Annotated in this window: 12 protein-coding genes; 7 read left to right on the forward strand and 5 right to left on the reverse strand. The window is 49.1% G+C overall.

Features of this window, described 5'->3' with window-relative positions; translation table 11 throughout:
• The first annotated feature begins 112 nt into the window (after nt 1-112).
• The 4 genes from uxaC (at nt 113) to gpAD87_RS26320 (ending at nt 5,900) form a co-directional block, all read left to right on the forward strand.
• Complete coding sequence (uxaC, locus tag gpAD87_RS26305; protein ID WP_064641767.1) at nt 113-1,555, forward strand: glucuronate isomerase; 1,443 nt, start codon at nt 113-115, stop codon at nt 1,553-1,555.
• Between the two features lie 201 nt (nt 1,556-1,756).
• Nucleotides 1,757-2,299 (forward strand): MarR family winged helix-turn-helix transcriptional regulator, encoded by a 543-nt coding sequence (locus gpAD87_RS26310; RefSeq protein ID WP_064641768.1) that lies wholly within the window; start codon nt 1,757-1,759, stop codon nt 2,297-2,299.
• Nucleotides 2,296-4,023 (forward strand): ABC transporter ATP-binding protein, encoded by a 1,728-nt coding sequence (locus gpAD87_RS26315; RefSeq protein ID WP_063567314.1) that lies wholly within the window; start codon nt 2,296-2,298, stop codon nt 4,021-4,023. The genes gpAD87_RS26310 and gpAD87_RS26315 overlap by 4 nt, the downstream gene beginning before the upstream one ends.
• On the forward strand, nt 4,020-5,900 hold the full coding sequence (locus tag gpAD87_RS26320; RefSeq protein WP_064641769.1) for an ABC transporter ATP-binding protein: 1,881 nt from the start codon (nt 4,020-4,022) through the stop codon (nt 5,898-5,900). The genes gpAD87_RS26315 and gpAD87_RS26320 overlap by 4 nt, the downstream gene beginning before the upstream one ends.
• A gap of 100 nt (nt 5,901-6,000) precedes the next feature.
• On the opposite strand, the gene gpAD87_RS26325 is transcribed toward gpAD87_RS26320, so the two are convergent.
• On the reverse strand, nt 6,001-6,591 hold the full coding sequence (locus gpAD87_RS26325; protein WP_064641770.1) for a hypothetical protein: 591 nt from the start codon (nt 6,589-6,591) through the stop codon (nt 6,001-6,003).
• Between the two features lie 289 nt (nt 6,592-6,880).
• Between gpAD87_RS26325 and gpAD87_RS26330 the strand changes: the two genes are divergently transcribed.
• Nucleotides 6,881-8,092 carry a serpin family protein gene (locus tag gpAD87_RS26330; protein WP_064641771.1) on the forward strand — a complete coding sequence of 404 codons (1,212 nt, stop codon included), beginning with the start codon at nt 6,881-6,883 and terminating at the stop codon, nt 8,090-8,092.
• Between the two features lie 13 nt (nt 8,093-8,105).
• Here the strand turns inward: gpAD87_RS26330 and gpAD87_RS26335 are convergent, their stop codons facing one another.
• Nucleotides 8,106-8,687, reverse strand: a complete 582-nt coding sequence (locus gpAD87_RS26335) for a GNAT family N-acetyltransferase (RefSeq protein WP_064641772.1) — start codon at nt 8,685-8,687, stop codon at nt 8,106-8,108.
• Between the two features lie 84 nt (nt 8,688-8,771).
• Entirely contained in the window at nt 8,772-9,395 is a 624-nt protein-coding gene (locus tag gpAD87_RS26340) for a TetR/AcrR family transcriptional regulator (RefSeq protein WP_064641773.1), read from the reverse strand.
• Nucleotides 9,396-9,575: 180 nt separating this feature from the next.
• Between gpAD87_RS26340 and gpAD87_RS26345 the strand changes: the two genes are divergently transcribed.
• A complete protein-coding gene (locus tag gpAD87_RS26345; RefSeq protein ID WP_064641774.1) occupies nt 9,576-11,807 on the forward strand; it encodes an MMPL family transporter in 2,232 nt (743 codons plus the stop codon).
• Nucleotides 11,808-12,087: 280 nt separating this feature from the next.
• Nucleotides 12,088-13,038 (forward strand): nucleoside hydrolase, encoded by a 951-nt coding sequence (locus gpAD87_RS26350; RefSeq protein ID WP_064642047.1) that lies wholly within the window; start codon nt 12,088-12,090, stop codon nt 13,036-13,038.
• 1 nt (nt 13,039) lies between these two features.
• Here gpAD87_RS26350 and gpAD87_RS32850 read toward each other — a convergent pair whose 3' ends face one another.
• Both gpAD87_RS32850 and gpAD87_RS26355 read right to left on the reverse strand, forming a co-directional pair.
• Nucleotides 13,040-13,162 (reverse strand): hypothetical protein, encoded by a 123-nt coding sequence (locus gpAD87_RS32850; protein ID WP_269453528.1) that lies wholly within the window; start codon nt 13,160-13,162, stop codon nt 13,040-13,042.
• Between the two features lie 38 nt (nt 13,163-13,200).
• Nucleotides 13,201-14,919, reverse strand: a complete 1,719-nt coding sequence (locus gpAD87_RS26355) for a methyl-accepting chemotaxis protein (RefSeq protein ID WP_064641775.1) — start codon at nt 14,917-14,919, stop codon at nt 13,201-13,203.
• Nucleotides 14,920-15,064: the final 145 nt, after the last annotated feature.

Consider the following 15,064-nt stretch of genomic DNA (forward strand, 5'->3'; position numbering starts at 1 on the left):
TGTGATAACGCTATCATTTTATATTGAACTTTGTGGGCAAACAGTGTAGCGTAAAGATTGGGAAGTGAACCCATATGAACGTAAACTCACCTAAAGGGAGCGTGCGAGGCGAATGAAGTCTTTTCTGGATGAACAATTTTTACTGCACAATGAAACGGCGATCAGGTTATATGAGGACTATGCGAAGGACATGCCGATTATTGACTATCACTGTCACTTGAGTCCACAGGAGATCTACGAGAATAAAACCTTTGGCAATATTACAGAGGCTTGGTTATACGGTGATCACTACAAATGGCGGCTGATGCGCGCAAACGGAATTGAGGAGCAGTACATTACGGGAGGAGAGGGCGTAACCGATTACGATCGTTTTCTGGCGTACGCCAAAACCGTACCGATGATGATTGGTAACCCGCTGTACGCATGGTCTCATTTGGAATTACAGCGTTATTTCGGTGTCTATGAAGTGTTGAATGAGACGAGCGCCCCGGCCATCTGGGAAAAAGTAAATGCGAAGCTGAACAGTGACGGATTCGGTGCACGTGATCTCATTACCAAATCCAATGTTACCGTGGTATGCACGACGGATGATCCATGTGATTCCTTGGAATATCACCTGAAGATTCAGGAGATTGAAGGTTTCGATACCGCTGTACTGCCTTCATTCCGTCCGGATAAAGGATTGGAATTGAACCGTGACACCTTCTCGGAATGGGTAGGCAAGCTGTCGCAGGCAGCCGGAACGGCGATTTCCGATTATGACTCATTTCTCTCGGCCCTAGAGTCCCGGGTAGAGTTCTTCCACTCCGTAGGAGGCCGGGTGTCTGACCATGCACTCGATTATGTACCTTACGGCACGGCCACACGTGAGGAAGCAGCAGCGATTTTTGCCAAGGCTATTGCAGGCGAGAAGGTTAGTCGTGAGGAAGAGGACAAGTACAAGACGGTAACGCTGACTTTCCTCGGCAAGCTGTACGCAGATCGGGGCTGGGTAATGCAGTTCCATATTAATGCGGCCCGCAACAATAACAGCCGTATGTTCGCCCAGCTTGGCCCGGATACCGGTTATGATTCCGTTAATGATACGCCGCTTTCCTCAGCCATGATCGGTTTGCTCGATGCGTTGGAGCAGCAGCAGGCGCTGCCGAAAACGATCTTGTATTCCTTGAATCCTCGGGACAATGAAGTGCTCGCAGCGATTATCGGCAGCTTCCAGGGCGGCGCCATTCCAGGCAAAATCCAGCTTGGTGCAGCCTGGTGGTTCAACGATACGAAGGACGGCATGCTCGCTCAAATGAAGGCGCTGGCGAATGTAGGTCTAATCAGCCGTTTCGTCGGTATGCTAACCGATTCCCGCAGTTTCCTCTCCTACACACGACATGAGTATTTCCGCCGCCTGGTCTGCAACCTCATCGGTGAATGGGCCGAACAGGGCGAGGTACCACATGATATGGAACTGCTTGGACAGATCGTACAGGGCATCGCCTACAACAATGCGAAGGAGTATTTCCCTTTTGCTTCTGCGCTCAAAACTGTTTCTGCTTCACAGTCCTGATTCTTCTATATTTAGTTCAAAACCGTGACTTTAAAGTCACGGTTTTTTGGTGTGTATTTGCTATTTGACATTCAACTTTTGCAGGAATATACTTAGTACACCTAATTAATTGATTGGCTATTTAATTGGAATGCTATTTAATAGATGTCCTTTGATGTTGGACGTCTATGGAATGATAATGAAATTAAAGGGGGGACAATAATGACTGGTATAGATCCGGTTGCCCAGAAGCTTTTGTATTCCATTATGCAGTTTAATAAAGGCAAATGGAGGCAACATAAACCACATGGGCGTAATCACAATGAAATTATGGTACTGGGTTGTTTGCTCCACGGCATGCATCCGGGAGAACGATTGAATTGGCAGGATAATCCTCCTAATTTCAATGACACACTACATTCAAATCATCCAGGACTAAAAGTATCGGAAATTAGTGCTTTGTTGCGTGTGAAATCGCCGACGATTACTCCTGTCATTCGAGGGCTTGAAGACGAAGGGCTGGTTGAACGAACCATGGACCCGGAGGATCGTCGCGCAGTCCGCATCACCATTACCGAAGCAGGTCGTGAAATTATTCGGGCGGCACATCAGGAGCGCATGGAGATATTTAATAAGCTCGTTGAGCATCTGGGTGAGGAAGACAGTCTTCAATTAGCGGCGTTGTTGACCAAGGTGTACACCTTTTTTGATACAAGGGTTTCCCAACAGATGGATGCGTCCACACAAGGAGATGATAAGCCATGATGAAATTGTTTCGCATGCTTAAGCCTTACCGAGTCCCCATTTTCTTCATACTGGGTCTGGTGCTGTTACAGTCGCTAGCTGAACTGTATTTGCCAACCCTGATGGCGGACATCGTTAATGGCGGCATAATAAAAGGAGATGTTCCATACATTTGGCAGATTGGTGGCTGGATGCTGGTGATTGCGATAGCAGGCACGGCTTGTTCTATAACAGCCAGTTACCTTTCATCCCGCACAGCGGGTGGATTTGCCAAACAGCTGCGCAGCAGAGTATTCCGCCATGTGGAGAACTATTCGCTGCAGGAATTTGATAAATTGGGTACAGCTTCACTAATCACTCGTACCACCAATGATATTACGCAGGTCCAGAACGTATTAACGATGATGCTACGCATGATGGTTATGGCTCCGATGATGTGTATCGGCGGTATCTTCATGGCGGTATCCCAGGATGCCAAATTATCGACCATCTTCCTGGTTGTCTTGCCTGTACTGGCTGGAGCCATTGCACTGATTGGTGCGAAAGGTCTGCCTTTGTTCAAACAAATTCAGAAAAAACTCGACCGACTCAATCTGGTCCTGCGTGAGCAACTAACTGGGATTCGCGTGGTTCGTTCCTTTAATCGTGGGGAACATGAACGTGCTCGCTTTAATGGAGCCAATACAGATCTGAGAGACGTTTCCATTAAAGTGAATGTGCTCATGGCAACATTAATGCCTGTTATGATGCTGGTTATGAACTTTTCAATGATTGCCATCCTGTATTTCGGTGGACAGCGTATCGACAGCGGGAATATGAATATTGGTTCATTAATTGCCTTTATTCAATATGCGATGCAAATCATGTTCTCCCTCATTATGGTCTCCATTATCTTTGTCATGATTCCAAGAGCTTCGGCTTCGGCAGAGCGGATCAACGAAGTATTGGATATGCATCCGGATCTCAGCAACCCAGAGCAGCCTCGTGAGATGAAATCGCTGCAAGGCACGATTGAATTCGATAACGTGACATTCCGTTATCCGGGTGCGGAAAATGCTGCGTTGTCAGGCATTTCATTTACGGCACGCCCGGGTGAGACCACAGCGATTATTGGGGGTACGGGCTCAGGTAAATCCACATTGCTCAGTCTCATTCCACGTTTCTATGATGTAACGGAGGGCACTGTGCGGGTAAATGGAACAGATGTCCGTGAGCTACGGCAGGAAGATCTGCGGGCCAAAATCGGATTTGTACCACAAAAAGCGATTCTTTTCACCGGAACAATTGCGGAGAATATCCGCCACGGGAAGGATGACGCTACGATGGAGGAGATTGTTCGAGCCGCTCAAACGGCCCAGGCAGAGAACTTCATTACGGAGATGAAAGACGGTTACGATAGCGTCATTGCGCAGGGAGGTAACAACGTATCCGGTGGACAGAAACAGCGTTTGTCCATTGCACGCGCACTGGTTCGCCGTCCGGAAGTATATATTTTTGACGACAGCTTCTCGGCTCTCGATTTCAAAACCGATGCCAAACTTCGTGCTGCCCTGAAGTCCGAAACGACTGAAGCAGCAGTGCTTATTGTGGCTCAGCGCGTAAGTACGGTTATGGATGCAGATCGCATTCTGGTTATGGATGAGGGACGGATTGTCGGTTCGGGAACACATAAAGAGCTGATGGAGCACAATGAAGTATATCGCGAGATTGTATCCTCCCAGCTGACAGAGGAGGAGATCGCATGAGTGAACGTACAGAACGCAAGTCATCTCGTCCCCCTGGCGGGCCGGGTCATCCCGGAGGCGGAATGGGCATGCGGCCTCCCGTGGAGAAAGCGAAGGATTTCAAAGGTACACTGCGACGCTTGATGCGTTATCTTCAGCCCCACAGCTATCGTTTGCTGGGTGTGCTGGTTGCTGCAATTCTAAGTACCGTGTTCAGCATTATCAGCCCAAAGGTTATGGCAGAAGGTACGGATATTCTCAGTAAAGGCGCTATTGCCATCCTTCAGGGTGTACAGGGGGCCGGCATTGATTTTCCTGCCTTGATGAAAGTATTGTATCTGCTTGTGGGACTCTATCTGTTTAGTGCAGCTTTCATGTACATTCAGCAATACCTGATGGCTGGTGTTGCTCAGCGAGTTGTGTATGATATGCGTGAGCAGATCAGTGCCAAGGTTGGACGTCTGCCACTGAAATATTTTGACTCCCGTACCCACGGGGAAACATTAAGCCGGGCGACAAACGATGTGGACAACATCAGTAATACGCTCCAGCAAAGTTTGGCGCAGTTCATTACATCTGTAGTCACCATTGTCGGGGTTATCATCATGATGTTGACCATTAGTCCATGGATGACCCTGATAACCATTTTGACACTGCCATTAAGTGTAGTTGTTGTTATTCTGGTGGCATCTCGTTCGCAAAAACACTTTGCAGGCCAGCAGAAATCACTTGGTGAATTGAACGGCCATGTCGAGGAAATGTACACCGGACATAAGGTGGTTAAAGCCTTTGGACGGGAAGAACATTCCGTAGAGCAGTTCGAAAAAGTGAACGAAGAGCTGTATGAATCCGGTTGGAAAGCCCAGTTTATCTCGGGGATTATCATGCCACTGATGACGTTTGTAGGTAACCTTGGTTATGTGCTGATCTGTGTGGTCGGCGGGATCTTTGTTACACGTGGTGCCATCTCCATCGGGGATATCCTTGCATTCACACAGTACTCCCGTCAGTTCACTCAGCCAATTAACCAGATTGCCAACATCTCGAATATCATTCAGTCCACCATCGCTTCGGCGGAGCGGGTATTTGAATTGCTGGATGAAGAGGAAGAGGTTCCAGAATCTTCAAAACCAGTACAATTGCAGTATCCACAGGGTGCCGTTGCATTCCATGGTGTGAATTTTGGATATAAAGCGGATGAGTTACTCATTCAAAATATGAATATTGATGTAAAACCGGGACAGACGGTAGCCATCGTCGGACCGACTGGAGCGGGGAAAACAACGTTGATCAACCTCCTGATGCGTTTCTATGAAATTCAGGACGGCCAAATTACAATTGACGGTGTTAATATCGTGGACATGGAGCGCGGCAAGCTGCGCAGCCTGTTTGGGATGGTGCTTCAGGACACATGGCTGTTCAACGGAACGATTCGTGACAACATCGCCTATGGCCGAGAAGGCGCAACGGAAGAGGAAGTCATCAAGGCAGCCGATGCGGCCCATGCTGATCACTTCATTCGTACCTTGCCTGATGGATATGATACGGTGCTGAATGAAGAAGCATCGAACATTTCACAGGGGCAGAAACAATTGCTGACTATTGCGAGAGCAATTCTGGCGAATCCGGCCATTCTGATTCTCGATGAAGCGACGAGCAGTGTCGATACACGGACCGAAGTGTTCATCCAGAAAGCGATGAATGATCTGATGAAGGATCGCACCAGCTTTGTCATTGCCCACAGATTGTCCACCATTCGCGGAGCCGACCTGATTCTTGTCATGGATCATGGTAACGTGATTGAGCAGGGTAATCATGAGGAACTGATGGAGAAACAAGGCTTCTATGCTGATCTGTACAACAGTCAGTTTACGGAGCAACAGCCACAGGCGATCTGATCCTAGATGGCGTTAACATAATAGCCGGGTTCACCCTTTAGGTGAACCCGGCTATTTGTTTGCTACCGCGGAAAGTCCCACGATATAATTTCTTCTTTCTTTAGTCCTTTTTCGAATCTTCTGGAGCTTTACCTTCGTTGTCGCCGGATGACGTCTTTACTTCCAGCTTTGGATCTTCGTCTGCTTCCTCAAGCGCAGAAGGTGCCGGCTCGCCCGGTAGTAATTCACGCTGCTCGATCATACGTTTCACGACCTCATAACAGTCCTCAACATGTTTGTTGCCGACATACCGCATGGCTGTAAAGCTGAGCGCGGCAGCCAGTCCTTGACCTGCAAAAGGTACAAATTTGGCGACTGATTTGGTAGCTACGCGTACTCCGACCCTTTTTAGCACGACTACTACCAGTTCTTTGGTTACCATACGTCCAATGACTTTACTTCCGATGGACATGACGAATCCGTAGATCATGGATTTGGTCTCAGGGTCCATACCGTCGAGCTGTTTTTGCGATAATCCGAATTTATTGTTAATGGCAGGCAGTAGCTGCATGAGCATTCCCACATCAGCCAGGACGTCTGTACCTGGAAGAGGAACGAGTGTTGTACCAGCGGAAGCGGTGGCTCTCTTTTTGACCATGGTGCGGCATTCCTTGCGAACTTGCTCTAATTGTTCCAACGTTGCTGGAATCATAGGGAATCCCTCCATTCGTATATGGTATAGATATAACCGTTTTGACTCGTTTTGAATGGTGTTTTCTACAGTAGAAATTGGTGACCTTAGCATATGAGTGTAAAGTAACCTTTTTTCTCAACCGTACGTCTAGTAAAAAAAGGGAATCAGTAAATTGCTATGACGGGTATCTGAGTATTACGGATGAGGGGGGATTACGATGCATGCACGGTTAGGAGTACTACTGTTATTATGCTGTATAAGTGGGCTGATCATTACGAGCTGTTCAGCAAAGGGGGACCCGAACAAGATGCAATCTAATTCGAATCAGGAGCTATCCGAGTCAGAACGAAAGGCTGCTCTGAAAGAGATCGAACCCGAAAGAATCCAAGCCATGAACACCATGGGGCTGCGCATCCTTCAACAGATGGGTACCAAAGAGAAAGCTGATGGGAATAATCTGCTGATCTCTCCTTACAGCATTGCGGCGGCGATTGGCATGGCATATAACGGCAGCGTAGGCGAGACTAGGCGAGAGATGGCAGAGTTCATGGGCTGGTCGGGGCTAGAAATGGAGCAAGTGAATGCTTCTCAAGCGGCTTTGCAGCAGTTGTTGAACCATCCGGGAAAAGGAATACAGATCGGTATTGCGAACTCCATGTGGGTGAAGGACCGAATCCCGGTAGAGGAAACGTATCAAACAGCCGTACAGCAAACGTATGAAGCCGAAATCAGGACACTCAATGGACAACCAGCACAAGCAAAGGAAGAGATTAATCAATGGGTGAAGCAGCACACCGAAGGCATGATTCCAAACTTGATGCAGGAGCCACCTGCAAAGGAAACCCTGATGATTCTTGTGAATGCCATTGCATTTGATGGAAACTGGATGGCTGAGTTTAATCCGGAGTACACGACGGATGATGAGTTTAAGCTGGCAAATGGAAAGCACCTGTCTGTGCGGATGATGCATCAGACAAAGCAGTTCCAATACTCGGAGAATGAGGATTGGCAGGCGGTGAGGCTGCCTTACGGAGATGGCCAGATGCATCTGCTTGTCGTTTTGCCACGAGAGGGGCGTACGCTGGATGAGGTTCAGCAGCAGTTGCTGGATGACCCAAAACGGCTTGATCGTGGCTCCGAATATAGCCTAGTTGAGCTGTCCTTGCCACGTTTTCGTGCGGAGTATGGCATGAACCTGAAAGAGACGTTGCAGCAGATGGGGATGGAAATGGCCTTTGATCCGTATGCTGCCAATTTCACGGAAATGATGTCTCCCGGGCCGAACTTGCAAGCATACATTGGTCAGGTACTGCATCGTGCCGTAATGGAAGTGAGCGAGCAAGGGACTGTAGCGGCAGCTTCAACGCTGGTAGAGATGCAGGCTGGAAGTGCTCCACCAACTGATCCAATCAAGATGGAGGTTAATCGTCCATTTATGGTTGCTGTAGTGCATAAATCCACTGGAGCATGGTTATTTGCCGGGAACGTAAACCAACCGGATGAGATTCCCTCCCGGTAGCACGTAGTCTTCGTTATCCAAGTATGCTGACATGCCGCTCTCGGAATTCATTCTCCAGCATGCTCATCTGAATGGAATCGTGATATTGATGATTGTAATACAAGGCATCTCGCCGTAAACCTTCACGTTGAAATCCTAGTTTCTCATATGTACGAATCGCACGTTGATTGAAGGCATACACTTCAAGCTCGATTCGGTGCAGATTGCAGATACCGAAGCCGTAGTCCAGCATAAGCAGCAATGCCTCGCTGCCATACCCTTTTCCTTGATGCTCTGTATGATCAATGGCGATTCGGATGTGCGCACTGCGATTTTTGGTATGCATATCCATCAGGGCAATCTCTCCGATGACCTGGTCATTCTCCTGCAAGGCAATCAGCAGCATCAGGCGTGAGTCATCTTGGGCCGCGTTTTCGATGTAACGTTCTACTTGGGTACGGGTGAAGCTGTTTTGTGTTCCAGTAAGTTTACGCATCTCGGCGTCAAACAATCCGGGGAAATAGGTATCAACGTCAGTCGATTCAAATGGACGCAGATAGATGCGCTTCGTTTCCAACAGACGTGGGATGCGTGCGGATGGTGTTGGTTGGGACATGGTTTATTCCTCCTATGGGTTCAAATCGTCATGCAGGACTGATTGAGCTGGTATCGCCGCATTGGCAAAAGCATGGAGAGATCTTTACGCCTTGTGAGCGGCTCCGTCCAAAAATAAAGCTACCAGCTCATGTGCCAGATCGGCAATCGTTGCATGCATGTCGCGCACGCCTTCACGGTTAGCCAGCATCAGCAAGGACGTGAACGCGTGGGCAAGCAGCATCGGATTGGCAGATCGCAAATAACCGTTGTCCATCTCCCGCTTAAAGTGGGTGGCAAGGACTTCATAGATGCGGACTTCGGCTTCACGGATCTGGGCCAGCTGATCTGCATCCAGATAGGTATTGGCTTCACGCATCATAGTCTCGGTATCGACGTGGGATTGTTGCATCCGTCCTTCCGCAACTTTCTCCAACCGCTCTTGCAATGTACCTGGTGCATCCATACGAAGGGCTGTCTGCTGCATGCCCATGGCCATCATACTGGTGATGGCGACGGTGAACAGCTGCGGTTTGCTGGAAAAATGATAATAGATCGATGCTTTGGTTACGCCGCATAGCGAGGCGATTTGCTGGAGAGAGACGGGCTCATACCCGTATTCCATAAATAGCCGCGAGGCGGTCATCAGTATTTTCGACTGGGCTGATGCCTGATCAGCACCAGCTTTGGGCCTGCCCGGCGAGCGGGGAGGGTTCGTTTTTTTGCTCATGGTTGCATACCTCTTTACTTATTCATGTTGGCTGTACAAAAGTGTTCACAAAATTAGTATTTGCAATATTAACCTTCCGGTATATATAATTAAGTCAATTATACTATGACCCGTGGTTCATTTCTATATTTATCACATAAAAACGGCTTCATAGAACCAAAATAGGGAGATGAAGAGACAATGCAAGAAGGTTCGGGCTACGGCCGCTGGGTTGCCGGCAAACGAAGCAAATGGATTACACTGTTGGTATGGATCATCATCGCGGTTGTTCTTGGTGTGGTGTGGCCTGCTGTTGGTGACCGTGAAACGAATAACGCGCAGGATCTGAGTGATTCCAAGCCCTCGGTGCAGGCGGCAGCAGTTGCCCAGAAAGAATTTCCCGGCGGCGAAGGTGTTCCCGCTCTTATCGTATGGCGTCAAGCCGGCGGGCTGACGGATGAACAGATTAAGAACATTCAGGCGTTAACGGAGCGACTGGATCAAGATCCGGTGGAGCAGCAGCAATCTGTGGTGCCACTATATCAGTTGCCGTCAGAGGCTCTGAAAGGTCAGCTTTCGGAAGACGGAAGCACCTTGGTTATGCCGCTCTTTTTCAATCAGGAAGCTGATTCGTCACAGTTGAAAGAGGGCATTGAAGCGCTGGAGCAGAAAACGAAAGATATTTTTGGCTCAGACCCATTTAACGTTGCCATCGATGATGCTAGCGCACTAAGTGCACGGGTTACAGGTCCGGTGGGGATATCGATTGATGCAAGTGGATTATTCTCATCTGCGGATGTATCTCTGCTGATTGCAACAGTTGTGCTGGTACTCGTGCTGTTGCTGTTGATCTACCGTTCGCCCGTACTGGCGATTATCCCGATTATTGCAGTTGGGTTCGCTTATATGGTCACCAGTCCGATTCTCGGATTTATGGCGGATCAGGGCTGGATTACAGTGGACGCGCAGTCCATCTCTATTATGACGGTGCTGTTGTTCGGCGCAGGAACGGACTATTGTCTGTTCATGATCTCCAGATTCCGTCAAGTTCTCTATCATGAGCCGGATAAAAAGAAAGCACTCTTCCAGGCGATTACCGGATCGTCCGGTGCGATTGCCATGAGTGGATTTACAGTTGTTGCAGCATTGCTTGTACTGCTGTTCGCAGAATATGGTGCCTATCACCGTTTTGCCGTACCATTCAGTTTATCCATCTTCATCATGTTTATTGCGAGCCTGACGCTGGTTCCGGCTTTGCTCGCGATCTTTGGTCGGGGTTCATTCTACCCGTTTGTACCGCGTACGCATGATATGGAAGTAGAACGTGCGAAGAAAAAAGGCAAACCAGCGCCTGCTCCGCGTAAAATCAAGGAAAGCTGGATTGGCCGTACAGTAGTAACCAAACCGTGGACAGTACTGGCGATTACACTGGTGTTGTTGGGTGGACTGGCTGCTTTCTCCAGCCAAATTAAATTCACGTATGACTTGCTATCGTCCTTCCCGGAGAATGTTGCATCTCGTGAAGGTTTCAAAGTCATTGGAGAACAGTTCTCGGAGGGTGAACTCGCTCCGGCGAAAGTAATTATCGATACAGAAGGCAGCGAGACAGATCTGAAACAACGCTTGGAATCGCTGGATTACGTAAGCAAGGTGGGTGAAGCGCAGCAGGGTGCTGAGAATGCGAACATCACCGCTTACGATGTGGAATTCAATCTGAATCCATACTCCATGGAGGCGATGCAGCATATCCCGGATCTGCGGGCAACGGCTGAGAAGGCATTGAAAGATGCTGGTATAACAAGCGTGGACAGCCATGTCTGGATCGACGGTCAGACGGCTGAGCAGTATGATATCGAAGTAACCGGAGAGCGGGATGCCAGCATCATTATCCCAGTGGTGATTGGAATGATCACATTGCTGTTACTGTTGTATCTGCGCTCTGTTGTAGCGACAGCGTATCTAATCGCGACAGTAGTACTATCCTACTTCTCTGCATTGGGCTTGGGATGGCTCATCATCCACTATGGACTGGGGGCAGACGCCATTCAGGGAGCGATTCCGCTATATTCCTTCGTATTCCTCGTGGCACTGGGTGAGGACTACAACATCTTCATGATCTCAAGCATCTGGCAAAAACGCAAAACGATGCCACTTCGCCAAGCGATCAAGGAAGGTGTGGGTGAAACCGGATCTGTTATTACTTCCGCAGGTCTGATTCTGGCAGGTACGTTTGCCGTACTGGCAACACTGCCTATACAGGTGCTGGTGCAGTTCGGTATTATCACGGCTGCGGGTGTCTTGCTCGATACGTTCCTTGTTCGACCGTTCATGGTGCCAGCTATTACTACGTTGCTGGGCAAATGGGCTTTCTGGCCAGGCAAGTATGTGCCTGTTGCAGAGAAAGCCAAAGAGAAACAAAAACAATCCATGTAATTGATGGATAGATTCAGACAAGGACAGTGGGGATCTTAAGCCTACTGTCCTTTTTTTACTATTTTTCATATTGGAGTGTAGGTGCACCAAGTATATGCTGAGACGGAATGGAGGAACTGTAAAATATCCGCAGAAACAGACCTGGTCGCTATTTTCTTTGTACGAGGAAGGTTTACGTGGCCAAGGGTTTTGGGACATAATAGAGGTAACGTCAGCCACAGGCGGACGGACGGGATGAACATCAATGGGACAACCATGGGGAAGGATGAAAACAAGCATGATGAACCAACTTAATGTGTACTTTAACCATGACGGCGGCGTGGATGACCTCGTATCGCTGTTCATGCTTCTGCAAATGGACAATGTAAATGTAACCGGTGTATCGGTTATTCCGGCAGACGGATATCTGGAGCCAGCTACAGATGCCAGCCGTAAAATTATCGATCGCTTCGGCACATATTCCGTAGAGGTAGCGAAATCCAACTCCAGAGGTAAAAATCCGTTTCCTGCGGCGTGGAGATTGCATTCCTTCTATGTAGATGCACTTCCAGTACTGAACGAATCCGGCAAAATGGAAGCTCCTTTGTCTGCCGTTCCGGCCCACCAGCATCTTATTGAGAAAGTGCGCAACACCGAAGGCAAAACGCTGCTCCTGTTCACAGGACCGCTGACTGATCTCGCGCGTGCACTGGACGAAGCACCAGACATTGAAGAGAAAATCGACAAGCTTGTATGGATGGGTGGTACGTTCGAAAGAGGGAACGTTGAAGAGCCTGAACATGATGGTACAGCAGAATGGAACGTATTCTGGGACCCAGAAGCGGCTTACCGTGTATGGCAGAGCGGTATCCAGATTGATCTGGTAGCCCTGGAAAGCACAAACAAAGTACCTCTGACACCTGCTGTACGTAACCGTTGGGCTGCAGAGCGCCGCTTTGAAGGCGTTGACTTCCTGGGTAACTGTTACGCAGGATGTCCGCCACTGGTGTACAGCGAAACGAATTCCACGTACTATCTGTGGGATGTGTTGACTACGGCTTCCGTTGGACGTGAGGACATCGTGAAGAAGAAAACGGTGAACTGTATTGTTATCCCGGATGGTCCAAGCCAGGGCCGTACGGTGGAACAAGCAGACGGACGTCCAGTACAACTCGTGTATGATACCGATCCAGAAGCGTTCTTCACATACATGACGGATTTGGGCAAAAAAGCTGCTCCGCAGCGTTATTAATTCAGGCAGCCGCAAGGCCAGCCTCCATTAAATGGTAGAACAATAAAAAGCCGCAGGCAGAGTGAACAGGAATGGGGTAGACCCCATGTTTCCGTTCCCTGCCTTGCGGCTTTTTTGTATTCATCTGGTGGGCTCCCATGGATTGCCCACCTGCAATCCGATTTATAATTTGAATCGGCTTATCAACCCGTTCAATTCACTGGACAACACGCGAAGAGATTCCGCGGACGTACTCATCTCATCCATCGATTGAAGCTGCCCGTCAGTTGCTGCCGATACTTCCTGAATGCTGGAAGAAGACTTGCGTGAGATATGTTCCATATCCTCAACGGAGGCGGATACTTCTTCGGCACTGGCGGAGAGCTGTTCGGAAGCGGCAGACACCTCGTGCAAACGTTCATTCATCGTCTCAATGCCGGAATGAATGGACGTGAACGAACGTCCTGCTTCCTGAACAACAGCAAGACCGGCCTGAACTTCTGAAGTGCTGGCCGACATATGCGAAGATAAAACGGCAGTCTGTCGCGTTATTTCGGCGATCAGTTCAGTCACATGCTGGGACGATTGCTCTGATTCCCCCGCAAGCTTCCGAACCTCGGAAGCAACAACGGCGAATCCGCTGCCATGTTCCCCGGCCCGAGCAGCTTCAATGCTTGCATTTAATGCCAGCAGACTGGTCTGGGAAGCGATGCCCTTCATCATGTGGGCTACCGATTCAATTTTGCTGGAGTATTGCGCGAGCTGGGAGGTGGATGCTTCCATCTGGGCGTTGGCCTGATGGATTTTGTCCATGCGGTCAATCGCTGTGTTGATGTTGGTCTGGCCCTGTATCGCGTTATGGGTCGTCTCCTCGGATACATCAGCCACCATGGAAGATGAATTCGCAATATGCTGCATGCTGCGTGTAATTTCCTCCATCGCTACAGTAACTTCCCCCGCGCGTGCAACCTGCTCCGCAGCCCCTTTGGCTGTGTGATCCGTGTGCTCAGCAATGCGCTGGCTGGCTTCCGCTGTCGCCTGCGAGTGTCTGGATACCCCTTCGGCTGCTTGCAGCAGGGAATCGGAGCTTTTGCGGATGCCTGTCATGACATCTCTTGTATCCGTGACCAGATGTTTGAACTCCGAAGCCAGTTGTCCGACCTCATCCTTCCGTCCAAGCTCGACATCGACGGTCAGATCACCTTTGCCCACCTCAGCAATGATCTTCTTCAGTTTCACCAGAGGACGGGTCAAATAATGAGCAAATCCATAGACCAGCAGCACGCTGAGTAATACGATGGCAAGGGCAGTCCAGATCATGGTCATCCGATTGCGTGTCATTAACTCGTAGACGGCGGTGGAGTCGAGGTCGGCGCCAACCAGACCAAGCAGTTCCCCATTAGCCCCGTGAATTGGTACATAGGCTGTAATCGTTGCGCCGTACTCATCCTGGGTCAGATCGCCCCGGAAAGGTTCGTTTTGTGCAAAGGCTTGCAGCATTCCCGCATAGTGGTTCTCTTCTGGGGACCCGTAGGGAGAGAAATCATCCTCTTCCACATCCGGAGCAGCGCCATCCACCACGTAATAATACGATGCGGCTCCGTTATCTTCACGCTTACCAAGCGTGTATAGATACTTCAATCCATTGGACTGGCGAAGCTGGCTGAGTTGTTCGCGCAATGTATCGTAATACTCGGTTTGATCCTGTCCTGTACTAAGTGGCGCATACAGGGAGGTGTCGATGGATTGCGCTGCCCGTTCGGCAACAGCCTGTGCCTGCATGCCCATCGATTGTTCAACCAGCTGTGCAGATGAGCGATACATGGTAATGCCAAGAACGGCTCCTGCCGCCAGCATCAGACAGGAAAAAAATAAAAAGATACGCATAAACAAACTGTTCATTAGTAGAAATGTTCCCCCTTGATATGTAGGACTATGAATTCTTATATTGAAGTTGGATGAATCGTCTTATTGGGAATGCGTTTGCTACTTTGCTAACGTACATATATGTATTTCATTTCTATTTAAAATATCGGCATCTGCATGA

The sequence above is a fragment of the Paenibacillus sp. AD87 genome (genome assembly GCF_001659845.1).
Taxonomy (GTDB): domain Bacteria; phylum Bacillota; class Bacilli; order Paenibacillales; family Paenibacillaceae; genus Paenibacillus; species Paenibacillus marchantiae.

What these genes read in the sequence shown, in the direction of transcription:
- uxaC (WP_064641767.1), top strand. Translation starts at nt 113, where the DNA reads ATGAAGTCTTTTCTGGATGAACAATTTTTACTGCACAATGAAACGGCG.
- gpAD87_RS26310 (WP_064641768.1), top strand. Translation starts at nt 1,757, where the DNA reads ATGACTGGTATAGATCCGGTTGCCCAGAAGCTTTTGTATTCCATTATG.
- gpAD87_RS26315 (WP_063567314.1), top strand. Translation starts at nt 2,296, where the DNA reads ATGATGAAATTGTTTCGCATGCTTAAGCCTTACCGAGTCCCCATTTTC.
- gpAD87_RS26320 (WP_064641769.1), top strand. Translation starts at nt 4,020, where the DNA reads ATGAGTGAACGTACAGAACGCAAGTCATCTCGTCCCCCTGGCGGGCCG.
- gpAD87_RS26325 (WP_064641770.1), bottom strand. Translation starts at nt 6,591, where the DNA reads ATGATTCCAGCAACGTTGGAACAATTAGAGCAAGTTCGCAAGGAATGC.
- gpAD87_RS26330 (WP_064641771.1), top strand. Translation starts at nt 6,881, where the DNA reads ATGCAATCTAATTCGAATCAGGAGCTATCCGAGTCAGAACGAAAGGCT.
- gpAD87_RS26335 (WP_064641772.1), bottom strand. Translation starts at nt 8,687, where the DNA reads ATGTCCCAACCAACACCATCCGCACGCATCCCACGTCTGTTGGAAACG.
- gpAD87_RS26340 (WP_064641773.1), bottom strand. Translation starts at nt 9,395, where the DNA reads ATGAGCAAAAAAACGAACCCTCCCCGCTCGCCGGGCAGGCCCAAAGCT.
- gpAD87_RS26345 (WP_064641774.1), top strand. Translation starts at nt 9,576, where the DNA reads ATGCAAGAAGGTTCGGGCTACGGCCGCTGGGTTGCCGGCAAACGAAGC.
- gpAD87_RS26350 (WP_064642047.1), top strand. Translation starts at nt 12,088, where the DNA reads ATGAACCAACTTAATGTGTACTTTAACCATGACGGCGGCGTGGATGAC.
- gpAD87_RS32850 (WP_269453528.1), bottom strand. Translation starts at nt 13,162, where the DNA reads ATGAATACAAAAAAGCCGCAAGGCAGGGAACGGAAACATGGGGTCTAC.
- gpAD87_RS26355 (WP_064641775.1), bottom strand. Translation starts at nt 14,919, where the DNA reads ATGAACAGTTTGTTTATGCGTATCTTTTTATTTTTTTCCTGTCTGATG.